A 23670-nucleotide genomic window follows, 5' to 3' on the forward strand; every position below is an offset into this window, starting at 1 on the left:
CTGCTTAGTCCATAACTCCGTACTGCATTAATATTTCTTCCAGCTCATCAATCTTCATGGGGTTTGGAATGACAAACATTTCGTTGGAATCCACTTTTCTTGCCAGAGTACGGTATTCATCTGCCTGAGGTTCATCAGGAGAAAAATCGATGACCGTTCTTTTTCTGATCTCAGCCCTCTGCACCGCATTGTCCCGGGGTACAAAATGAATCATCTGAGTGCCGATTTTCGCTGCCACAGCCTCTACAAGATCCTGTTCCTTATCTACCTTTCTGGAGTTGCAGATAAGACCTCCCAGCCGGACACCTCCGGTCTTCGCATATTTGGTAATACCTTTGGAAATGTTATTTGCTGCATAAAGCGCCATCATTTCACCGGAGCAAACGATATATATTTCCTGCGCCTTTCCCTCGCGGATCGGCATTGCAAAGCCTCCGCATACTACATCGCCAAGAACATCATAGAATACATAATCAAGATCATCGGTATAGGCTCCCAGCTGTTCCAGCAGATTAATGGAAGTGATAATTCCTCGGCCTGCACAACCGACGCCTGGTTCCGGTCCTCCGGATTCCACACCCTTGATATTGCCGTATCCTTTCTTTAAAACCGCTTCAAGCTCAATGTCATCGCCTTCATCACGAAGAGTATCAAGTACCGTCTTCTGTGCCAGACCTCCCAAAACCAGTCTGGTGGAATCTGCTTTTGGATCGCACCCTACGATCATAATGTGCTTTCCCATCTCTGCCAGACCTGCCGTTAAATTCTGTGTGGTTGTGGATTTTCCAATACCGCCTTTGCCATAGATTGCAACCTGTCTCATAGCCAGTTCCTCCTTAACATAAAAGAAGAGGCGGAAGGCAGATCTCGCACAGATCCTGCCATTCCACCTCTTTGTGAATAGAAAATGAAAAAGTAACACTGAAGTTTTGTCGACGACTTCGGTTGCTATCACTATATATGCTTTTACAGTTGAATTCAATACAACATAATGCACAAATATAAAAAGATCAAACCATATATTTGCAGTATTTTGATACAAATCAATGATTTTGTCTAAAAATTATACGTAATATGCAAAAAGAGCCGTATTACCGGCTCCCGCATTTGTTCTGTCTTAATCAATTCCCACCATAACAGACGTTGCCTTTATAATGGCATATGCATCCGATCCGACCTCCAGCTTCAAATTCTTTACTGAGGCCATGGATATTGTTGCAGATATGAAATTTCCCCCTCCAATGTCTATGGTCACAATCCCGTTCACTGCACCTGTTTCTATCTCAACTACTTTTCCCTTTAACTGATTTCTGGCACTTATTTTCATAAGATCAGCCTCCCCCTCAAAGTCTTATTTTAATTAATAATAATTTTTTGTCCGGTATTTGTCAATTTTTTTCATGATTACCTTATAAAATTAAGACAAAAGTAACAGATCTTCTTTGGGAAATTTTAAATATAATGGAATCGTCTCTGATTCTTCCGTATCGCATTTGCTCTTTTCCCTGATCCACCAGATTTTTGCAGAAGACCCTTTTGCATTCTCAACTAAATACTGATGCCGGAAGGTTGTATGGGCACTTCCTGCCAGAGAAACTTTCATTGTATTCTCTTCCGCGGAATTCGTTGCAGGTACCAGATTGTGACCTCTGATTCCGATATAACGAATGGAATCTCCAATCAGTTCGTCTGTTTTCAGTTTTATGTTCCAGTCCAGCGCAAAAAGCTCATGTTCACTGATCCGTTCTATGGGGGAAATATTCTTACACCCAGTCAGTCTTGCAGCCTCCAGCTTTTCCGGTTTTCGAAAAATTTCCTTTGTAAATCCATTTACAACACGTTCCCCATCCGCCAGCAGGATCATACGGTCACAGAACCGGAAAATCTCATCTCTGGAATGGGAAACAAACAGCACATCCTGGTTAAGTTCTTTTAACAGTTCCAGCATTTCCAGCTGTAGGGTGTCTTTTAAAAATCCGTCCAGAGCGGAAAAAGGTTCATCAAGCAATATCATCTCCGGTTCACATAATAGCATACGTGCCAGGGCCACGCGCTGCTGCTGGCCTCCTGACAACTGGGACGGAAGACGGTTTTCCAGCCCCTGCAGCTGAAACCGTCTGATCTGTTCCAAAACCTGCCTCCCAGTTTCCTTTCCCTTCCCTGTCAGGGCTATTTTCAGATTCTCCTCCACTGTCATGGTGGGAAACAGTGCGTAATTCTGAAACAGATATCCGACATGGCGTTCTCTTGCCGGCAGGTTGATTCCTTTTTTTGAATCGAACAGAACTCTTTCGTTATGAACGATCCTGCCGCTATCCGGTTTTTCAATTCCTGCCACACATTTTAGAGTCATGCTTTTTCCGCAGCCGGAAGCCCCTAATATTCCCATACAGCCGCCGTCCGTTTCAAATTCCACATTGAGATGAAATCCGTGAAATTTCTTATCTATCCTCACCTTCAGGGCCATATTACGTCCACCCGCTTCCATTCTTTCTATTTTTCCCAGCGATCAGGTTCATAACTGCTACGATTATAAATGACAAAAGAATAATGACCACAACCCAGAATCCTGCTTTGTCCCAGTTTCCTGCTGTTACCTCCGTGGCGATGGCCACGGATACAGTTCTCGTCTTGCCTAAAATATTTCCCGCCAGCATGGTAGTGGCTCCGTACTCTCCAATGGCTCTTGCAAAGGAGAGCACAGTGCCGGACGCCAGCCCTGGGGCTGCAATGGGAACCACTATTTTCCAGAAGATGGTTCTTTCCGACAGTCCCAGCGTTCGTCCTGCGTGAATCATGGTTATATCCACCTGCTCAAATGCGGCTCTGGCGTTGCGGTACATAAGTGGAAAGGCTATGACAAACGCTGCCATAACACAGCCTGGCCAGGTCTGCACCAATTTGAAATCAAAATTAACCAGAAGATACCTTCCAAACGGTCTTCGCAGGCTGAAAATTAAGAGAAGAAAAAATCCAGCCACAGTTGGAGGAAGCACAAGAGGGAGTGTAAGAATCCCGTCCGCAATGGCTTTTGCCGTATTATTCAGCTTCATAATCTGCCTGGCTGCGCCCACACCTAAAAAGAAAGTAAGCACAGTAGCCACAATTCCTGTTTTTATCGACAGATAAAGAGGACTCCAATCAATGGTTCTCACGAATTCCCCCAATGGTTCTCACCTCCCGGTCTGCTATTGTGTATATCTAGAAAATCCCGCATCTGTAAAAAGTTTCATGACGCTCTCATCATTCGTTAAATATTCCTTAAATTCTGCAGCCGCTTTCTTCTGATCTTCACTGGCTTCCTGATCTTTGATTAAACCTAGCGGATAAACAGCCGGATCAATCTTTGCTTTGTCCGCTTCTGCTATAATCTCCACTTTGTCCCCCATGGAAGCAGCATCTGTGGCATAAACCACCCCCACTTCATTGCTGCCTTCTGCAACTGCAGTTAAAACTGCGGTAACATTTGCTCCTTCGTTAATCTCCATCTTCATCACCTGATCCAGGATTCCCAGATTAGTAAAAAGTTTTCTGGCATACTGTCCCACCGGTACATCTTCTCCTGCCAGTGCAAGGCTGGAAGCTGCAGTGATGTTGTCAAACCCGGTAACTGCTGTTTTTTCGCCCTTCGGCTTAATTAAAACAATCCGGTTCATAAGAAGGCTGGTATCGGAACCGTCCTCTACAAATCCACCCTCCTTTAATGCGTTCATTTGTTTCGGTGCTGCGGAAAAGAAAACATCACACTGAGCACCTTCCTCAATCTGTTTCTGGAGCGTGCCTGAGCTGTCAGCATTGTAAATAATTGTTACACCTGGATGTCCGCTTTCATAACTCTCTTTTACTTTATCCATAGTGTTTTTAAGACTGGCCGCAATAAATACGTACACATCAACAGACTTTGCCTCCTTAGCCTTTGTACTTTGAATTGCAGTGGCCGCTTCACTGGAAGCCGCTTCACTGGGAGCCGCTTCACTGGGAGCCGTTTTGCTCCCTGCAGGACTGCAGCCTGACAGGATTCCAGCCATCAGTGACGCTGCCACCAGAATCCGAAGCATGTTTCTTCCTCTTTTCATCTTTTTTCCTCCTGTTTTTCTGCCAGGACAATCCACAAAGGGATCCCCTGGTTCTTTGGTGCTCTGTTTAGTTCTGTTTTGTTCTGTTTTGTAATTATTTATCTATTTTAAACGAACCATAATTAAAAGTCAATATTCCAACATCTTTAGATTATTTCTAAATTTTCATTTATTATTAGTCAATTTTTTAAACATATTAACTCTTTATCATGATTGACAAAAAATAAGTCATGTTATAACATTACTAATAATGAGTACAGGAAAAAGAGGTTCAGGCATGGAAAAAATATACAGGCCCCAGGAAGTGGCCGATCAGCTGAAAATCAAAAAAGCAACCGTATACGAATTAATTAAACGTGGAGAGCTAAAATCTTCAAAAGTGGGCAAACAGATTCGCATCAGCCAGGAACAGTTAGATGAATATCTCACAAGAACAAGTCCGGCCGGTCAGGACTCCGGCCTCACCGCCGCGCTTCCTCCCGTCATGGACATTCCAAGATTCCACGCCGACCAGGCCAGCAGACAGGTAGATTACCTTCTTCACTCAAACGGACTGATTATCAGCAGCCAGGAATCCCGAGTGGTAGAACTGCTCCGCAGTCTGTTAACCAGGAGGGTGAACAGTCTTCCTCTTCTTCATTCCTACATGAATGACTACAACAGCCTGTATTCCCTGTATTATGGGAAAACCCATATGGCACTGACCTGCCTTTGCTATCAGCAGTTCGAGGAACGAATCAGCCAGATCAGTCATTTTCTTCCCGGTACCGAGGCTGCAGTTATTCATATCTGCACGTTAAAAACAGGATTTTATGTACAAAAAGGAAATCCAAAAAAAATAAAAAATGTAACGGATTTGTGCCGTCCTGATATCGTATTTTTAAACCGTGAAAAAGGCAACGGATTACGGATGTCTCTGGACCGGCTGCTGGCAGAGAAAAAAACAGACAGTCCCTTCAACCCGGACTTCCGGGATGAAAGCCTGTCCCATATGTCTTCTGCCAATGCCGTTGCTTCCGGACTTTGTGACATCAGCATGGGAGATCTCTCCCATCTGACTGCCTATCCGCAGCTGGATTTTATACCGTTTAATGATGCCTCCATGGATCTGGTAATTGTTAAGTCTTCGTTAGAGGAGCCAGCATTTTCTGCCATCCTTGAAACAATTAATTCCAGGGAATTTAAAGACAGTCTCCTGCATTTTAACGGTTATGAAACCATGCACACAGGAGACATCCTTTTTACAACCCCTTAAACGGACGCTTTCTTTAAACAAAAGATCACAAAGAATAATCCCCCCAGGGCACACAATCCCCCGCCCCAAAGCATGGCACCGGAAAGGCTGGCAGCTGCTGCCTTTCCAAATATAAGGTTAGTTCCTATTCCACAGGCCTCTCCCATCACTGCATAGATGCTGAGTACCGTGGCACGGTCTGCCAAAGTGATCCGGCGGTTTTGCAGCTCTGCCTTAAATGGTCCGAAAAGAGAAGAGGCTAGCCTTAAAAGAATGATACAGAGAACGGAAACAGCACCGCTCTTCGTCCCAGAGAGAATCAGGCAGGAGATTCCACCGCAAAAAAACAGGGTGATGGCAAATGAAAGGGCTCCCATTTTCCGGTTCAGCCAAAACGACCAGATGCCGCCTGCCATTCCTGCCAGTGTAACCAGGATATAGAAGATACCCATTGTCTTTGGTTCCAGCCCGCATTTAACATACTGAAGCTGATTTAGAAATACAGTAATTGTCTGATTCGTCTCCTCAAGGAGTGTAATGCCCACCATCCCCAGCAGAAAATACCGGTCTTTTATCACTTCCAGAAAAACAAAAATAAAACGGGTTCTGCTTCTTTTTTCTTTCTCAGGCTCTTTCACCTCTTTTAATCCAAAAACAAGAACGGCTGCTGCACCATAAGCAGCCATGGTGAGAAAACCTGCCAGTCTGTAATTCGTTCCAATGAAAAGAGAGTAGGAAAGTGAGGCAGCCAAAAGCCCTGCCATTCCAAAAGACTGATAAATACCAAATACCTTTTGGCTTTCCCCTTCCCGGGTGGAAAGATAAAGGATACTTATATCACAGCCTGACATCCCTGCCATGACAACACTGAGCAGAATCCGCTCAAGCAAAAATCCCCCGAATCCATCCGCTTTCCAGAACACCACCTTGGAAACAAAATAAAGGGCGCACGTGATAATCATGGTTTTTCGATACCCGATCCGGTCCGCCACCACTCCCCATGGCATCTCCAGTGCAATACAAAGAGCAAGGGAAATACTTTCAATAACAGTAATCTCAAATACACTGACACCTGCTGCCTGTCTGTAAAGAGTTGCCACGGGTCCATAAAATACCAGTCCCTGTAAAAAGGAAATGGCATAAAGCAAATATATATTTTTTCTATATTTCATATTTTCTCCAACAATCCATATTCAGTAGTTATAAGCATCAAAAATAAGCTCTGCCTGGACAGCGCTTTTTTAATCAATATTTATCAACTTTTTCTACGTGGGATCATATGATGAGAAAATAGATAACGGCATATACATGCCCTCCGGCTATCGTGAATTTAATTTCAGCCAGTATATCATAAAACCTGATTTCTGTAAAGCATCTGCTATCTATATGACAATTGACAGTAATAATAAACAGGAGTAATATGTGTTTGTTAATCTTATATAATTTATAAGGAGGGGTTTGTATGAATTACAGTTTCTTATTGAATCTGACTATGATTCTTTTAAGCACAAAGGTTTTAGGTCTTGTTACAAGGAAATTTCATATGCCTCAGGTGGTGGGGGCACTCTTAGCCGGAGTCATTCTTGGACCTGCCATGTTGGGCACGCTGCATGAAACCGAATTTATTGATAAACTGGCAGAAGTCGGTGTCATAGTTCTCATGTTCTGTGCCGGTCTAGAGACAGATACCAAAGAATTAATGAAAAGCGGGAAATCCGCATTTATCATCGCACTGATTGGCGTCATCGTGCCTTTACTGGGTGGCTTTTGGGTTGCTTCCCTCTTTAACCGGCCCGACAAAATACTTTCAGATGCTTCCTGTCCGCTGTTTCTGCAGAATATGTTTATCGGGGTCATTCTGACCGCCACTTCCGTAAGCATAACAGCCGAAACCCTAAAAGAGATCGGTAAAATCAAAACCCATTCGGGCAACGCCATACTGGGAGCAGCCATCATTGATGATGTGCTGGGAATTATTGCACTCACCATTATTTCCAGTTCAACTGACCAAGACGTCAATCTTTTTGCTATTCTATTTAAAATCGCCGCATTCTTTGTCTTTTCTGCTGTTGGCGGTGCACTGATCTTTCAGATATATTCCCGCTGGAGCAACCGTGCCGAACGAGGCTTACAGCGTCATGTCATAGCCGCTTTTGCTCTCTGTCTTCTCATGTCTTACATAGCGGAACACTTTTTCGGTGTCGCTGATATTACAGGCGCCTATATCGCAGGCATTATCATTTCCAACACCCAGAAATCTCACTTCCTGACTTCAAAATTTGACACCTTGTCCTATCTTCTGCTCTCACCGGTATTCTTTGCCAGCATTGGTCTTAAAGTAGAACTCCCTCCCATGACACCTGCTATCGTTCTTTTTGCTTTACTTCTTACCCTTACTGCTATTTTAACAAAAGTAATCGGCTGCGGACTCGGAGCAAAACTTGGCGGTTATAAGAATTATCAAAGCATCCGGATCGGGGTTGGGATGATCTCCAGAGGGGAAGTCGCTCTCATTGTCGCAGGAAAAGGACAGCAGCTTGGTCTTTTAGGCGGAGATTTTCTTGGCCCCGTGGTTCTTGTTGTCATTATCACTACGATTATCACTCCCATATTGTTAAAACCAGCCTTCCAGATTGGCCCATCAGTCCCCTTTACAGAAACGCGGCTGGGAGACAGCTACGAAGAAGTTTCTAAATACAGGTAATATCCTCTTCTTTTGCCAATTATAGTTGCAATCGCAACTATCTTCATGGTACACTTACTATACACTGGCTAAATCTGGTCAAATAAAACGGACAACAGGAGGTATTCGCTTGAATCAAAAATTAAAGGAAAAAATTATTGAATCCCTTTCATCTGTACTGCCCGTTACATGCATTGTGCTGCTTTTGTGTATAACAATTACACCTATGCCGCTTGATCCGCTGATGCTGTTTCTGGTAGGTGCAGCCTTACTTATTGTGGGCATGGGCTTTTTTACACTGGGTGTGGATATGTCTATGATGATCATTGGGGAAAAAGCAGGAAACCATCTGGCAAAATCAAAAAAGATTCCCCTGATTATTTCCGCATGCTTTTTGATTGGTTTTATCATTACAATCGCAGAACCGGACCTTCAGGTTCTGGCCGGCCAGACTCCGGCCTTCCCGGATCTGGTACTGATTATTTTTGTAGCAGCTGGTGTGGGGCTCTTCCTTGCTCTGGCCTTTTTAAGAACCCTGTTTGAATGGAATTTATCCAGGCTTCTCCTGATCTGCTATGGAATCCTTTTTATTATGGTATTCTTTGTTCCAAAGGATTTTCTGGCTGTAGCCTTTGACTCCGGAGGGGTAACCACAGGGCCCATTACCGTTCCATTTATCATGGCTCTGGGTGTAGGACTTTCCTCCATCGGCAGAAGCAGTAAGAATTCAGGCAGCGACAGCTTCGGACTGGTAGCGCTCTGCTCCATAGGGCCAATTCTCTCCGTGATGATACTTGGTATATTCTATGGCTCCTCGGCAAGCAGTTATGAGCCTGCGGTAATCCCTGCCATCAGCAATTCCCAGGATCTGTGGCTGGCCTTCCAGCATGAATTTCCTGACTATGCAAAAGAAGTTTTTCTGGCCTTGTTTCCAGTATTTGGTTTTTTTGCAATCTTCCAGATATTCCTTTTAAAGCTCAGGAGGAGACAGGTGATTAAAATATTGATGGGAATGCTGTATTCCTATCTGGGACTCACACTTTTTTTAACCGGTGTTAATGTAGGATTTATGCCAGCTGGAAATTACCTGGGAAAACAGCTTGCCTCTCTTACGTATAACTGGATTATGGTTCCCATCGGCATGCTCATCGGCTACTATATTGTCAAAGCGGAACCCGCTGTTTTAGTATTAAATAAACAGGTGGAGGAAGTAACAGGTGGCGCTATTTCTCAAAAAACCATGATGACCGGATTGTCCATGGGTATGGCAATCTCCCTTGGATTATCCGTTATACGGATTTTAACAGGACTTCCCCTTCTTGCAGTTTTAATTCCCGGATATGCATTGGCTCTTGGTCTTTCCTTTGTTGTACCACCTATTTTTACTTCAATTGCTTTTGACTCCGGAGGTGTGGCGTCCGGTCCTATGACAGCCACCTTCCTGCTGCCCTTTGCAATGGGTGCATGTGAGGCAACAGGCAAAAATATCGTGACGGATGCGTTTGGTATCGTTGCCATGATCGCCATGACACCATTAATTACCATTCAGCTAATCGGCGTAATTTATTATTTCAAAACCAAAAGATCCAATTCTTTTATAGATACTCCAGCCATTGATATGGAACTGGAATTTATAGAACTGGGAAAGGAGGAGGCAGATGACTTCCAATCATAAAGTCTACTGGATTACAGCAATTGTGGACCGCGGAAAAGGAGAAAAAGCAGCTTTCGTATTTAAAGAATATCAACAGGAACTGCTTTTTCAAGTCCGGGGACACGGAACAGCAAGTTCTGCAATTAAAGATTGTCTGGGGCTGGACGAACCAGAGAAAGATCTGGTAATCGGGATTGTTGATCAATCAGTTTCACAAACACTGTTAACCGCGCTTTATAAAAAAATGGAGCTTGATAATCCGGGTGCCGGCATTGTATTTACCCTCTCTCTGTCAGGAATCAGTGCCGCAGCTTCTGCCCTTTTAACGTCTGGTGAAACGGACAGCATAAACCATTTATCTACAGATTATTACAAGGAGGAACATCCGATGTCAGATACAAACGCATATGAATTAATTGCATCCGTCATTTCAGCGGACCTTTCAAACCCGATTATGGATGCAGCCCGAAATGCAGGCTGTAAAGGCGGTACACTCATCAAAGCAAGAGAACTTGGCAGCGATTCCACCAAAAGGCTATTTGGATTGACCTTATCAAATGAGAAAGAGATTCTTCTTATGCTGGTGCCTAAAAATGACAAACAGGCAATACTAAAATCCATTTGTGAAACTGTGCTAAAGGAAACCGGAGAACATGCTATAGCATTCTCTCTTCCCGTTGATACAGTGGCAGGAATCAACACTCTGATGAAATAACACCCCCTGCATTTCTTGACACTACGGCTTTCTGCTTTTATAATATATGTATTACATTTGTAAGAACAGGAGAATGAGTATGAACCGCCTTCCGCAAATTTCTGAAGCAGAATATGAAGTGATGAAGGTACTTTGGGGGTATGCTCCAATCAGCACCAACGAAGTAACCGAAAAGCTGACCCAGACAACTGACTGGAATCCCAAGACGATTCACACTCTGTTGAAAAGGCTGGTTCAAAAGGGGGCTGCTACCTATACAAAAGAAAGCCGTGTGTTCATTTATACCCCCCTAATTCAGGAAAAGGACTATCTGAAGAAGGAAAACAGCCATTTTTTAAACCGGTTTTATAATGGCAGTATCTCCGGTATGGTTTCCAGCTACATCAATAGCAATCATGTATCTGACGAAGACCTGGCAGAGCTTAAAAAGCTTCTTTTTAAAGAACAGGAGGAAGAATCATCATGATGCTGTCTTCCCTTATGGAACGCCTTACGATAAACAGCATTATCCTATTCGCATTAACCGGAATCATTGTGCTGATGAAACGGCTTTTAAAAAATCATCTGACCCACAAAGCCCAATACAGAATCTGGTACATGCTGCTGTTTGTACTGGCTATTCCATTTCTCCCCCTCCCCATCATCAGAGCCGGACATGGACTGGGGTTGTTTGGCAGGCTGGGAGGCATGCTCTCTCAAGCAAATCCCCCGGCGTCATCTCCCTTATACGGGACAGGGATATCCAGTCTTTTAGAAGATTTTTCTATCTCGGTCAGCCGCAGAGCTTCCCTGCCTTTTTATTCGTACCTTCCTTATCTATGGGGTCTTGGGGTTGGAGTCACAGCCCTTGTGAATATAATTGCTGAGATTAGAATAAGACAAGTCCGGCAGGCTTCCCTTCCCCTTCAAAACAGGCAGATAAGAGCAGTATTTGACAGCTGCCTCAGGGATATGGGTATAAAAAAGGAGATTCCGGTTTACAGCAGTTCTTATCTAAGCTCTCCTGTAGCTGCCGGTTTTATAAAGCCGGTGATCATAATTCCCATGCATATGCTATCGGGATTTACAGAAAGGGAAATCCGCTATATTCTTCTTCATGAACTGACTCACATTAAACACAGGGACCTTTTCACCAACCGGCTGCTGGCCATTGCCCAGGCCCTGTACTGGTTTCATCCGGCAGTGTGGCTCGGTCTTAGAGAGATGAGGAAGGACCTGGAGGTTTCCTGTGATTTATCGGTTCTGTCCATGCTGGAAGAGGACAGCTATCTGGATTATGGCAAAACCCTGATCCGGTTTGCAGAAAAAATAAACAGTCTCTTCTCTCCTGCTGCCGGAATCGGTGGTACCAAAAGGGAGATTTTCAAGAGAATCCTCTGTATAGCAGCTTTCCAGAAAGAATCAGTATGGGTGAAGTGGAAAAGCCGCATTATTCTGGCCCTTCTAGGAGCACTGCTTCTTGCCATTACGCCTGTTATATCTTCTCGTGCTGCCGGCGATTCTCTTTATCCGTTTCATTCCGATCATGTGACACAATTGGATTTAAACCCGTATTTTTACGGATATGATGGAAGTTTTGTCCTGTATGGAATCCATTCCGGCCAGTACTATATCTATAATCAGGAAGCCGCAGCAACCAGAGTTTCTCCTGACTCCACCTATAAGATTTACAGTGCTCTTTGTGCCCTGGATCATGGAATCATTACTCCTGATTCGTCTTGTCTGAAGTGGAATGGAACGCCTTACCCCTTCGACGCCTGGAACGGGGACCAGACTTTGAATACTGCCATGAGCCGCTCTGTAAACTGGTATTTTAAAGTTCTGGACGAGAAAAACGGAATCACTTCCTTAAGGAGCTGCATCGCGGGGTTAAACTACGGGAATCAGGATTTATCCGGTGGACTGGGAAATTACTGGCTGGAATCTTCTCTCAAAATCTCGCCATTGGAACAGGCAGAGTTATTAACACGCCTATACAAGGGAACGCTTCCCTTTAAACCAGATCATATAAAAACAGTAAAGGACTCCCTTTACCTGTCCTCCAGACAGGGCGTTTCTCTATATGGTAAAACCGGAACCGGAACAATAAACGGAAAGAACAGAAACGGCTGGTTTATCGGCTTTGCAGAATCCGGGGAAGAGACCTATATATTCTCAACCAACATACAGAATGACCATTCTGCCAACGGCCCTGCAGCTGCTGCGATTACACTGAATATTTTAAGGGACCAGAATATTTACCAGCAGTAAAGGATACAGCTTAAAATACCCCGATAGTTAAGCACAGCCTCTTTTTTTGTGCTTAACTATCGGGGTACAGTTTACCCTTTTTACCTATTGTACCGGAATATAGGAATCAAGTACCAGTTTATCTTTTCTCACCACATATCCGCTTCCTCCACGGTTCTTCACATCCTCCACCATACTGACCAGAAGAATGGGAGTCTTTGCAGCGGGGTCTGCAGTAAATACCGAAAACCAGCCCAGCTCCGTTCCTGTGGTATCCCCTTTGGAAGCTTTAATTTCTGCTGTCCCTGTCTTTCCTGCAAGCACCAGATCCGATCTCTTAATGGCATGACCGGTACCGTGTTCTGAGCTGACAACCTTTACTAAGTCATCCCGGACCAGATTGGCATGTTCCGAAGAACATGCTCCAGAAAGCCATACCTTTGCTGCCAGATTTTCTTCTTTTCGCAATACCGGCTGAATTACATTTCCTTCATTGGAAAACATCGTGTAAAGTGCTGCTAAATGAACCGGATTTACAAGCATCTGTCCCTGTCCGTAACCACTGTCAGCCAGCTGCACTTCCGACTCAATACGATCTGAATTGGAATACTGAGACTTGGCAACAGCAATTTCAAAAGGAAGAGTCTGGTTAAATCCCAGTTTATCCATTCCTGCCATAAAGTCATCGTAACCGATCTTCAGAGCTGCTTTGGCAAAATAGATATTATTGGAATAAATTAAGGCGTTTTCCAAATTAAGCGGACTGCTGTCATGAAGAGTCGTTACGTAATAATTTCCCCAGCTCTCGTCTTTTCTCCAACTTAAACCGGTGCTTATGTAATCCTCATTGGGATCTATTGCACCGCTTTCAAGTCCGATTACCGCAGTAATAGGTTTAAAGAAGGAACCTGGAGCAAACTTCTGGCGAAAGCGGTTATACAGAGGTTTCCGCTCATCGTTATTTAAAGAGTTCCATTGATCCGCCGGCATTCCCAAAATAAAATCATTGTCATCGTAGGAAGGTGTGCTTACAAGAGCCAGAATCTCTCCCGTTTGTGGATTCATGGCTACGCTGCAGCTTTTGTCTTCCTGAAACGCATCATAGATCATACCCTGAAGCTTGCTGTCAATGGTAAGTGTAATATCCGTTCCGTCCGTTCTCGGTTTTACTGCAAGCATTTTCTTTTTATTTCCTGATGAATCCGCTATGAGAATAGTCCGTCCGTTCGTTCCCTTTAATTCCTTTTCATAAAGCGCTTCCATACCGCTTCTTCCAATGACACTGTCAGTTAAATAATCTTCTCCCTCATGCTTTTGAAGATCTTCAGACGTCACATTCTGGACATATCCGATGAGATGGGCTCCTTTTTCTCCCAACGGGTAAAATCTCACAGAAGTGTCCGTAATCAGCACTCCGGGAATGGTGAGAAGCTGATCCTTAAGGTCTTTGTTCTTCCTGTCTTCCTCACTGACATCGTTTGACTGCAGCTGGAACTCATCTACCTTTTTTAAGGTTTTTAACGGAACAAAGGAATCTTCCTTTACCCAGCCTGCAGACAGTTTTTTTTGTATTGTCTCCGGAGACAGGGAAAGAAGTTCTCCCAGCTTTTCCACATCCTGACTGGAATCCTGGCTCATTTTCCCCGGAACCAGTCCAACTGAGGAAGCAGTTCCTTTTCCGGCCAGCATCAGACCGTTCCGGTCATAAATGGTTCCACGACTGGCCTTATCTGTTAAGACTCTCACTTTATCTGTCTTAGTAAGCTCCGGGAAAATCATGCCGTCATTCCATTCCAGCTTATAACCTGTCTTATCTTCTTTTTTAAAAACTGCATGATTGGTAAAACTGATTTCTCCTGCCAGACTGTTTAAACTCATCTGATAGGCAACGTCTGCTTCCTCATCCTTTAAATCCACACCAGTTACCTCGGCCTTGATATCCTCAGCCTCGATTCCTTCGTAAATGTTCTTATTTCTGTCAGTAAAATCCTCCAGACTGATATTTAACTGGCTCTGCTGGTCCAACAGCCCGTACATGGCTTCGTAATCTCCTTTTTGTAAACTGGAGACATAATCCGTCCAGAGTTCATCCGGCTTCTTCTGAGATGGTGCCTTCTTCCCCAGCCGGAGATATAAGAATCCTCCGGCCAGACCGATGGTCAGTATTAATAAGGTACAGGCAGTGCTGAACAAAAACCGCTTCATTCCACGTCTAGTTCCCCGTCTCATTGCATTCCTCCTTTAATCAGTACGAAGATTGTTCGATACACCGGAAGCCTTACCGGTAAGAATCTGATCCGTATCTTCCAGATGGAAATAGTAATTAAAAATGCCTTTCCCCACACCTACTACATTACCAGAGCTGTACCCGTTAGCAATCCTTACCGTGATGGCAATCTGGGGATTGACTAACGGTGCGTATCCAATAAACAGTCCATGGTTAGGCTTGGTTTTTGATTCCTCTGCAGTACCGGTTTTCGCTGCTGCATCTATTTTCAAGTCTTTTAATGTGGCATTGGACTTCACAAGTTCATTCATGCCTTTAGCAACATCATTCCAGACAAACTCCGGTAAATCAACAGAACTGCTTAAAGATGGAGTAAAGGATTTCACTACGGTGCCGTTGCTGTCTGTGATCTTGCCGACCATAGACAGCTGATAGCTTTGTCCATGGTTTGCCAGAGTTGCCGTATAACGGGCAATCTGGGAGGTGGTATAGTTATGGGTTCCCTGTCCGATGGAGGAGGGAATTGCAAACTGGTCGGTAACATGGGGCTTTGCCTCTCCGATCTCAATTCCGGTGTTCTTATCCAGATCCAGAAGTTTTGCATATTTAATTAAGTTGTTTAATCCCTTATCCTCGGAAAAGCTTCCGTCAGCCCCTGATCCCAGCCGGTAGGTGATTTCTGATAAATAAACATTACAGGAGTTTTTAAGTGCATCAGCACTGGAAGAAATCACTCCATGGCCTGCCCGCTTCCAGCAGCGCAGAGGCGGTTCCACCTTATCGAAGGTACCGGTACATAATACGCTGGTATCGGTCTGAATCACGCCTTCCGTTAGGCCTGCAATCACGGTAACAGGTTTAAATGTGGAGCCAGGTGCCGTCAGCTGGCTGGTTGCCCGGTTGAACAGCGGAAGGGAAAGATCCTGCTCCAACTGCTGATAATAGGACGTATCCATCTGGTTCGCAAGCCGGTTGTTATCATAGCCCGGATAACTGACACAGGCAATCACTTCCCCGTTCTGGGGATTAACCACAACTGCAGAGCCGGAACATGGGTTTAAAGCCAGCTGCGCCGGTGTGATCTCCAGATTGCCGATTTTCCTGCGGATAAACTGCCAGGCACTTAACTGGCCATTCATCAGAAGCGGATAATCCGGATCGTTCTTCGAAAGAACTCCCTGCTCGTAAAGAAGCTCCTCCGTCTCCTTCCCGCTTAAAGACCCCTCTCCGATCATTGCCTGATAGATCTTCTCTTCAAACTCACGGTTTTCTGCAATATCCTTAAGCATCTTATCTTCTGCAAGACGCTCTGCGTCCTGGATCTCCGTATACTTTTCATTATTGTCCAGACGGCTTAAATCCATTTGGCCTGCAGCGATGGATTCGGTCAGATACTGCCTCAGGCTCTTTTCCTTCCAGTCCCATGTACCGCTGCCGTTAAGCAGGAACTGGTCCTTGCGTGCCTGACTGACCAGGAAATCTAAATATCCCTGTATTTCCGGTCCAAGTGCCTGATAAGCAGCACCAGTCGCATCAAAGGCACCGGAAATCTGGCCGGTCACAGTCTCCTTTTTCTGCTTGAATGCTTCGTAAACACGCTTTTCTAACTCCGACGCATTCTCCCCCTTTAACCGCTCCGTATCGATAACATGGTTCTGAATCAGCGCATAGTAGACTTCGTCAGATGAAATACGGATCTGAGATGCATCGGCGGCTTTTGGCATCTCCGCCCTTCTGGTTTCCACCATATTAGCCAGCAGGATTCCTGCAATCTGCTGCTTCAGCATCTGGTAAACCGCATCCTGAAGCCCTTTGTCCAGGGTTAAATAGACGTTTTCGCCTGTTCCCGGACTGCTGGTAATTACCGGCTCTGTTTTGGGATTACCAACCACATCTGTATAAAATTGCTGAGTTCCGTCTTTTCCCCTCAGCCATTCTTCCATGGCCTTTTCAATCCCGCTTTTTCCAATCACCGACTGATTAGAGTAAATATCGTTATTTTCACCCAGGGCGTCCAGTTCTTCGGCAGAAATCCCGCCTGTATATCCCAGAATGGAAGACATGCTCTCACCTCCATAATATACGCGGATACTGCTGTTCTCCACATCGACTCCCTGGAGGCTGTGCTTTTGCTCCATCACACCCACCATAGCTTTGTCCGATACATCAGATGCAACCAGATACGGGAGGTATTTCCGGTAAGAATTCAAAGACAGACCGTAACGGATGTTGGCAACCTGTAAGATCTCTTTGGGAGACATGGACGCCGGAAGTCCGTACTGTTTCTGGTCATCTTCTGAATAGGAAGAATCTATCATAAATTTCTTCTTTCCGCAAAGATCCTCCATCAGCTCTCCTGCTGTCTTTTGAGACTGCTCCTGGGTTAAATCCGTCACCTGACTTTTTCCATAGAGATCCGCTTTAAAGCGGCTTAACTTCCAGCCGTCTGCTGTATATTCATAGTTCCCTTCCTCATCCGCTGTGATGGGAAGACTAAGATTTAACTTATCATCATCTCCCACAAGACGGATCAGCTGATATGCAATTCCATTCAATGCTTTCTGTTTTTCCTTCTGATTCTTATAAGTCCCGGAATCTTCCAGAGTTATGTTATAGGACAGACGATTGGAAGCCAGAAGCGTCCCATTCCTGTCATAGATATTTCCCCTGTTTCCAGGAAGCCTCTGAGTCTTCATAATAGAGGAAATAAATTCCTCCTGACTGGCCTCCCCTTCCATGATCTGTAAATGATATAATCGTACAATCAGTACCGTAAGCAAAAATCCGAAAAACATTCCTAATATCAGTAACCGGGGAATCTGAAAAGAAATGTCCGGAAAGCTCTTATTCTTAAACAAATGACTGTGGCGCATAATTCTCCTTATTCTTACGTTTGTAATATTTATAATATGAAAGGAACAGGGCCCCTTTTATAACCTCCCTGCAGAAAAATAAATTACTACGTATGTAAGATTTGATTATACACCCGATTGCTTCAGATGTAAACCATTTTTTCCTTATCTCAAAGCCATCTGGAGCCGCTCCATCTCATAGAATCCCCCCCTCTTATGAAACATCAAGCCCCTGATTTTCCACCAAAACATTACCAAGGTCCAGCAGATTTTCATAAGGAGCCCCAAGCTTTTTCAGTTCTCCGGCAAGAAACCCTGCCATAATCACTGCTCCCTCCGGTTTTAAATGGGTATTGTCACCAGGCCACATAAAATATGCCCTGGAAGCTAAGTCTCCCACTGACTGAAGATAAGCTTCCGTAATTGCTGTTAAATCAATAACAGGAACGCAGGCTTTTTCCCCAGTCTGCTTTACGGCCTCCGGATAAGCGCCATGGCTGCCTGGAAGAAACTTGCCCTGATCATTAAAAAGTCTTCTGGCAATTGGGGTAATAAGAACGGGATAAACCCCTTTGTTTCTTGCTGCCTGGATGAATTTCATTAAATTCTCCTGAAACGTAGTATCCGGATCCGTATGCCGTGCCGAATCATCTTTCTCGTCATTGTGGCCAAATTGTATAAAGAGAAAATCTTCTTCTTTCATCTCTTTCTCCATGAGAGCCAGACGGCCCTCATGGAGAAATGATTTTGTACTTCTTCCGTTCTGGGCAAAGCTTTTCATTTCCACACCATCTGCCAGATAAAGAAGCATGGCCTGTGATAACCCAGTCTGTGGGTATGTAGTTATTTTATTAAATTTTACTGTGCTGTCTCCAGCATAAAAGATTGCTGCCATTTACGTACACTCCATAAGCTGCTCCTGTAAAACGTTTTCCTTTTGTAAGACCTTCCGAACATATGGAAGTTACATCTGTCCAACGCCACAGGATTTCATTATTTAATAGAAACGTTCTGTTAAGACCATCTGTCTCAACGCCAAACAAGACACGCCCCTGAAAATCAAATTTCATGCTTTTTGTCCTGACATAAGCGTTATTGACATATTCTGTTACAAATACAAGATTCTTTGTCACACCAAATTTTATATAGGTATTTTCATCGTAATAAAGTGTCATGCCTGCATCGGAGGTGAACTCATTTGTTTCCTCTCCGGGGATCCACATCTCAAATTCCGCGTAAAAGCCAAAATCCGGCTGAAACTGAATAAGCAGGCTTTGGCACTGTCTGCTGCATAAATCCAGACCGTCTCCTCTGATCCACAAGATTCCATCTTCCCCGGTCCGGACCCGGGTAATGTCTCTGGTCCTTGGAGTAAACCAGACGGATTGTCCTATCCTGGAAATAACCTTTCCGGACTTTTCCGGAAAAGGAACCGGCGCCATATAGGATGGGCCTTTTCTTCCATTTACCAACGGCCACCCGTCTAAGGTCCAGGTGATTTCATCCAGACAGGTTTCTCTGCCAGTCATTCCCCAGGTTCCGTCAATAAACCGGGAACATAAATATACCATAAACCATCTGCCATCCGGCGTTTCCACCGGCTTTCCATGTCCACAGCACTGAATGGCACCCATTTCATCCCATTGATGCATGATGGGATTGTAAGGACAGTTTTCATAGGGTCCGTATAGTTTTCTGGATCTTGCCACGGAAATCATATGTCCTTTTCCAGTGCCGCCTTCTGCCAGGAAACAGTAATAATATCCATCCTTCTTTAAAAGATGGGGACCTTCCGGCGCATGACCGGAATGTCCGTACCAGATCAGTTCCGGTAATGACAGCAGCTTTGTGCCATCTTCTGAAATCTCCATGATTCTGGCTCCCCGGTTAACCAGCATATACCGTTTTCCGTCATCATCCGTAAAAATGGAGGGATCAATCCCCAGTACATTATGAATAACCGGGGTCCCATAGGGACCCGCTGGTTCATCGGAACTGGTCACCATCTGAGTCTGAATAAATGGTGCATCGTCATTGTTTCGCAGGGTTGCACAGATATAAAATCGTCCGTTGTGATAACTGATATCCGGTGCCCAGAATCCCCTTCCACTCTCCAGATTTCCAAGATATTTCTTTGCCCACTTCTCGTCTGTGACCGCATAGCCGATGGTTTTCCAGTGGACCAAATCCTTTGAGTGGGAAATGGGAATGCACGGAAAGATTACAAAGCTGGAATTGACCATATAGTAATCTTCTCCCACACGTACAATGCTGGGGTCCGGATGCATTCCCCTTAAAACTGGGTTCCGATAACATTCTCCCAGGGAAAAACCGCATACACCTTTTATATAATCTTCCAGAGGTGTCCCTGCAGCCAGGTCATAAGGTGTACACATGGACTGATTCGCCCATGCCGGATCCATCTTGCAGCGTTCCACCAGATATTTCACCAGTTTTTGGTTTTTCCCCAGCACTGCATAGTGGAGAAGGCTGTTTCCCTTCTCATCACAGTCCTCTGTGTTGAAGCTGTGGTCAATCAGATGAACAACCGTTTCATAATCTCCATTTCCCGCCGCTTCAAAAGCCTTCTTTGCCACCGCTTCTGTCTTCGATGTGTATAAATTCATATTCCCCATACCCTTCTGATCTTATGTTACTCTTGTTTGCACTCCAAAGGCAGAGTTTCGCACCTGTCCAGGTCGCCCTGCATAACGGCTGGGGACACCCGATAAAGGTATAGCGGATTCCATCCGGTGAACAGGAAAACCGGTAGGTTTTATCGGAGAACAGCTCCAGACGCAGATAAACCGTATTACCCGCATACGGACAGGAGATTTCAGGAATTTCCTGTGCCTCTCCTTTCAACTCCTTATTGGTGACGTTTCCCGTATAAAACATCAGTCTGTTTCCCTTATCCGTTCGTTGAAGTCCAAGATACGAATAGGAATGCCCGATCATGCCAATGGCGGCCATATCCCCATCCGCTTCCCCACATAGACATACCTTGGTTAAAGCAGTAAATGCAGGCTGCTGAGGGATCTGAGTCAGAGCATTGGGTGCGTACCACAAAAGGTTCTCCCTGGATGGATTGGCCCAACAAAACAACCGGAGTCCTCTGTGTCCATTTAAGGAATAAAAGGACTGCCTGGGGTTCGCCTGCCACTGCCACTGAAGAGAAAGCTTACTGCTTACAAAATCATCAGACTGGGCGATTTTATATTCAGGCTTTCCTTCTGCGGGAAGCTTCCACTCTTTCACCGGCTCTCCAATTCCATCCCCGTTCTGGTCCGTGCCGATAAATGGCCAGCCATTGTGAAAGCACATGGGCTGCAGATGAACAATACGCCCAAGCTCTTTGACATCCTGGAAATGTATAAACCAGTGTCTGCCATCGGATGCGATAACCCAGCCGCCCTGGTGCGGTCCGTTTACATCTGTATTTCCCTGGTGCAGGACAATCCGGTACTCATAAGGTCCCTTCACAGACCTCGACCGTAAGACAGACTGCCAGCCAACAGCCACGCCTCCTGATGGCATGAGAATATAATAATATCCCTGATCGTAATACATTTTGGGTCCTTCCGTAGTGGGAGCGATCTGTTCCCCGTCAAAGATGGTGACAGGTTCACCAATAATTCCCCGGCACAGGGGATCTATTTCCACCAGATCCAGTCTGTGTTTGATTCCGCATCGGCTGTTGGCATATGCAAACACCATATACGCTTTTCCGTCCTCATCCCAGAATGGGCAGGGATCGATCCAGCCTTTTGCTTCGTGAAGGCAGTGCAGCTTAAATTCTCCATAGGGATCCTTTGATGAGGCCACAAAAATCCCTTCATCAGGAAGCGGAATGAATACGTAAAAGATTCCCTCGTGGAAACGGATAGAGGGCGCCCAGGTACCAGACCCGTGGGACGGCTCCTCATATTTCTCAAACGGCAGGGAACTTACACAGTGATTGATAATCTCCCAGTGAACCAGATCTTTGGAATGCAGAAGAGGGACACCAGGCAGATATGTAAACGAAGAAGCTACCATATAATAATCTTCTTCTACACGGATTACATCCGGATCTGAGTAGTCCGCGTATAAAACAGGATTTTGATACATTGCCATCACCATTACCTCCCATACTATGGTTCAGGCAGAAAAAGGAGCAGAAACTCTGCCCCTCTTTCTGCCTGATCATTACTCTTTTACGGCACCAATATTAACACCCTGAATAAAATACTTCTGGCAGAATGGATAAATGATCATAAAGGGAAGAATTGCTACAATAACGGCTGCATTTTTAACTGTATTATCTGTTGCACCGCCAACTGCGTAAGGCAGATCACTTCCCATTATAACAGATCTTAACTTCATCTGGAAATTATATAAATTATCATTTGTAATATAAAGTTTATAATGTGTATAGTCATTCCAGTAAGAAACTGCGTACATCAGACCAATTGCTGTCAGAGCCGCTTTTGACAGCGGCAGTACAATCTTAAGGAATACCCCCATGGGAGAGCAGCCGTCAATTTCCGCTGATTCAAATAAACTGGATGGAATACCTTCAAAGAAGTTTCTCATAAGAACGATATTATAAACATTGATAGCCGGCATAAGGATAACCACCAGCAATGTATTTGTTATATGTATTGCCTTCATTACCAGATACGTTGGAATCATACCACCGCTGAAAATCATGGTAAACAGAAGCAGGTTTGCAAAAAATGTCCGTCCCGGCATTTTCCACTGAATCAGTACATATGCCCCAAGTGTTGCAATTGTAAGGCCTGTAAAAGTTCCTACAATTGTAGTAAAGCAGGACACCAGAAACGGTCTGTACAGGGTTGGATTGGTGAATACGGATTTATATCCTGCTAAACCAAACTGTTCCGGAAATAATTTCATACCGTACGCCGTTTTTAAATCAAAAGAATCTATGAATACTTTATAAATGGGGATAATCATGATCAGGCTTATTAGCACGAATATTATCACCAGCCCATAATCAAATGCTGTTGCTTTCTTTTTCATGTTTTCCCTCCTACACAATTCCTCTTCCTCTTACTTTGTGGCTGGCCTTGTTGCAGACCAGAACAAATAAGCAGCCTACAAGTGAAGCAGTCAGCCCTACTGCGGTGGTATATCCATAATCAGGAAGTGCACCGGAATTGAATGTCTGCGTATAAATGTATGTATGCAGTACATCTGATACCTGCGTTACGGCATCGTTTTGCATAACAAATACAGACTCAAATAAGTTCATGACCTTTGCCAGATTTAAAATCAGCACCGTAATAATGGTATTGTTAAGAGCCGGCATCGTGATGTAACGCAGTTTATTCCACCGGCCTGCCCCATCCATGGATGCCGCTTCATAAAGCTCCGGATTGATTCCGGACAGAGTTGCTATAAAAATAATCGTTCCCCAGCCTGTATCCTTCCAGACGTTTATGCCATAAAACATCGTACGCCACCATGATTTATCTGCCAGGAAATAAATTCCCTCTTTCAAAATCCCCAGTTTTATCAGTACTGAGTTTACCAGACCTGCGCTGGTGGGAGAAAGTATTAATGTAAAGACAGATGCTGTAACCACCCATGACATAAAGTGGGGCAGATACACTATCGTCTGAGTTATCTTCTTAAAAGCTGCGCCTCTCAGCTCATTGAGCATAAGGGAAAGCGCAACAGCCGTAAATGTATTTAAAAGAAGCTTAACAACACTTAATGTAATGGTATTGCCAAAGGCATTCCAGAACCCTGACATTTTCATCATCTTCTGAAAATGGGCAAGGCCTATAAATACCGGCTCCTTGATTCCCTTATAAGAATAAAAAGCATATCTGATACCAAACATAGGAAGATAGTTAAACACGATTGCAAAAGCCAGTACCGGTAAAAACATGAGATAGAAACCTTTATAATACCGAAGCGAAACCAGCAGAGGCCGCTTATTGCTGCCTGCAGCTTTCGCTGCAGGCTCTTTCTTTATTGTATTCATACGTT

20 protein-coding genes are annotated in these 23670 nt (G+C 44.5%); 7 read left to right on the plus strand and 13 right to left on the minus strand.

Annotated elements, in window-relative coordinates; translation table 11 throughout:
- Nucleotides 1-4: 4 nt before the first annotated feature.
- The 5 genes from nifH to modA form a co-directional block, all read right to left on the minus strand.
- The gene (nifH, locus tag RZO55_RS20765; protein ID WP_318066177.1) at nt 5-823 is read right to left on the minus strand and encodes a nitrogenase iron protein; all 819 of its coding nucleotides are present in this window, start codon (nt 821-823) and stop codon (nt 5-7) included.
- 294 nt (nt 824-1117) lie between these two features.
- Entirely contained in the window at nt 1118-1327 is a 210-nt protein-coding gene (locus RZO55_RS20770) for a TOBE domain-containing protein (RefSeq protein ID WP_097002239.1), read from the minus strand.
- Between the two features lie 90 nt (nt 1328-1417).
- Nucleotides 1418-2488, minus strand: a complete 1071-nt coding sequence (locus RZO55_RS20775) for a sulfate/molybdate ABC transporter ATP-binding protein (RefSeq protein ID WP_318066178.1) — start codon at nt 2486-2488, stop codon at nt 1418-1420.
- Nucleotides 2469-3167, minus strand: a complete 699-nt coding sequence (gene modB / locus RZO55_RS20780; RefSeq protein WP_318066179.1) for a molybdate ABC transporter permease subunit — start codon at nt 3165-3167, stop codon at nt 2469-2471. The genes RZO55_RS20775 and modB overlap by 20 nt, the downstream gene beginning before the upstream one ends.
- Before the next feature lie 21 nt (nt 3168-3188).
- Nucleotides 3189-4076, minus strand: coding sequence for a molybdate ABC transporter substrate-binding protein (modA, locus tag RZO55_RS20785; RefSeq protein WP_318066180.1), 888 nt, complete (start codon nt 4074-4076; stop codon nt 3189-3191).
- A 277-nt stretch (nt 4077-4353) separates the two neighbouring features.
- Between modA and RZO55_RS20790 the strand changes: the two genes are divergently transcribed.
- The gene (locus RZO55_RS20790; RefSeq protein ID WP_318066181.1) at nt 4354-5331 is read left to right on the plus strand and encodes a substrate-binding domain-containing protein; all 978 of its coding nucleotides are present in this window, start codon (nt 4354-4356) and stop codon (nt 5329-5331) included.
- On the opposite strand, the gene RZO55_RS20795 is transcribed toward RZO55_RS20790, so the two are convergent.
- Entirely contained in the window at nt 5328-6482 is a 1155-nt protein-coding gene (locus tag RZO55_RS20795; protein ID WP_318066182.1) for an MFS transporter, read from the minus strand. The genes RZO55_RS20790 and RZO55_RS20795 overlap by 4 nt on opposite strands.
- A 97-nt stretch (nt 6483-6579) precedes the next feature.
- On the opposite strand from RZO55_RS20795, the gene RZO55_RS20800 reads away from it, so the two are divergent.
- From RZO55_RS20800 to RZO55_RS20825, 6 genes are all read left to right on the plus strand, one after another.
- A complete protein-coding gene (locus RZO55_RS20800; protein WP_318066183.1) occupies nt 6580-6729 on the plus strand; it encodes a hypothetical protein in 150 nt (49 codons plus the stop codon).
- 43 nt (nt 6730-6772) lie between these two features.
- Nucleotides 6773-8014 (plus strand): cation:proton antiporter, encoded by a 1242-nt coding sequence (locus RZO55_RS20805; RefSeq protein ID WP_318066184.1) that lies wholly within the window; start codon nt 6773-6775, stop codon nt 8012-8014.
- 109 nt (nt 8015-8123) lie between these two features.
- Nucleotides 8124-9668, plus strand: a complete 1545-nt coding sequence (locus RZO55_RS20810) for a DUF1538 domain-containing protein (protein ID WP_318066185.1) — start codon at nt 8124-8126, stop codon at nt 9666-9668.
- Complete coding sequence (locus RZO55_RS20815; protein WP_318066186.1) at nt 9652-10362, plus strand: P-II family nitrogen regulator; 711 nt, start codon at nt 9652-9654, stop codon at nt 10360-10362. Before RZO55_RS20810 ends, RZO55_RS20815 begins: the two co-directional genes overlap by 17 nt.
- Nucleotides 10363-10441: 79 nt before the next feature.
- On the plus strand, nt 10442-10828 hold the full coding sequence (locus RZO55_RS20820) for a BlaI/MecI/CopY family transcriptional regulator (RefSeq protein WP_318066187.1): 387 nt from the start codon (nt 10442-10444) through the stop codon (nt 10826-10828).
- Nucleotides 10825-12612, plus strand: a complete 1788-nt coding sequence (locus RZO55_RS20825) for a BlaR1 family beta-lactam sensor/signal transducer (protein WP_318066188.1) — start codon at nt 10825-10827, stop codon at nt 12610-12612. Before RZO55_RS20820 ends, RZO55_RS20825 begins: the two co-directional genes overlap by 4 nt.
- Before the next feature lie 84 nt (nt 12613-12696).
- On the opposite strand, the gene RZO55_RS20830 is transcribed toward RZO55_RS20825, so the two are convergent.
- The 7 genes from RZO55_RS20830 to RZO55_RS20860 all read right to left on the minus strand — a co-directional run bounded on the left by RZO55_RS20830 (nt 12697) and on the right by RZO55_RS20860 (nt 23665).
- Nucleotides 12697-14820: a penicillin-binding transpeptidase domain-containing protein gene (locus RZO55_RS20830; RefSeq protein ID WP_318066189.1), complete on the minus strand. Its 2124-nt coding sequence runs from the start codon at nt 14818-14820 to the stop codon at nt 12697-12699.
- Between the two features lie 12 nt (nt 14821-14832).
- Nucleotides 14833-17691 carry a penicillin-binding transpeptidase domain-containing protein gene (locus tag RZO55_RS20835; protein ID WP_318066190.1) on the minus strand — a complete coding sequence of 953 codons (2859 nt, stop codon included), beginning with the start codon at nt 17689-17691 and terminating at the stop codon, nt 14833-14835.
- A 193-nt stretch (nt 17692-17884) separates the two neighbouring features.
- Nucleotides 17885-18565 carry a rhamnogalacturonan acetylesterase gene (locus RZO55_RS20840; RefSeq protein ID WP_318066191.1) on the minus strand — a complete coding sequence of 227 codons (681 nt, stop codon included), beginning with the start codon at nt 18563-18565 and terminating at the stop codon, nt 17885-17887.
- Complete coding sequence (locus RZO55_RS20845) at nt 18522-20297, minus strand: family 43 glycosylhydrolase (protein WP_318066192.1); 1776 nt, start codon at nt 20295-20297, stop codon at nt 18522-18524. The genes RZO55_RS20840 and RZO55_RS20845 overlap by 44 nt, the downstream gene beginning before the upstream one ends.
- Nucleotides 20248-21786: a glycoside hydrolase family 43 protein gene (locus RZO55_RS20850; RefSeq protein ID WP_318066193.1), complete on the minus strand. Its 1539-nt coding sequence runs from the start codon at nt 21784-21786 to the stop codon at nt 20248-20250. The genes RZO55_RS20845 and RZO55_RS20850 overlap by 50 nt, the downstream gene beginning before the upstream one ends.
- A gap of 72 nt (nt 21787-21858) precedes the next feature.
- Nucleotides 21859-22695 (minus strand): carbohydrate ABC transporter permease, encoded by an 837-nt coding sequence (locus RZO55_RS20855; RefSeq protein ID WP_318066194.1) that lies wholly within the window; start codon nt 22693-22695, stop codon nt 21859-21861.
- 10 nt (nt 22696-22705) lie between these two features.
- Nucleotides 22706-23665, minus strand: coding sequence for an ABC transporter permease (locus tag RZO55_RS20860; protein ID WP_318066195.1), 960 nt, complete (start codon nt 23663-23665; stop codon nt 22706-22708).
- Between the last annotated feature and the right edge of the window lie 5 nt (nt 23666-23670).

It is taken from the genome of Clostridium boliviensis (genome assembly GCF_033342255.1).
Classification (GTDB): Bacteria; Bacillota; Clostridia; order Lachnospirales; family Lachnospiraceae; genus Lacrimispora; species Lacrimispora boliviensis.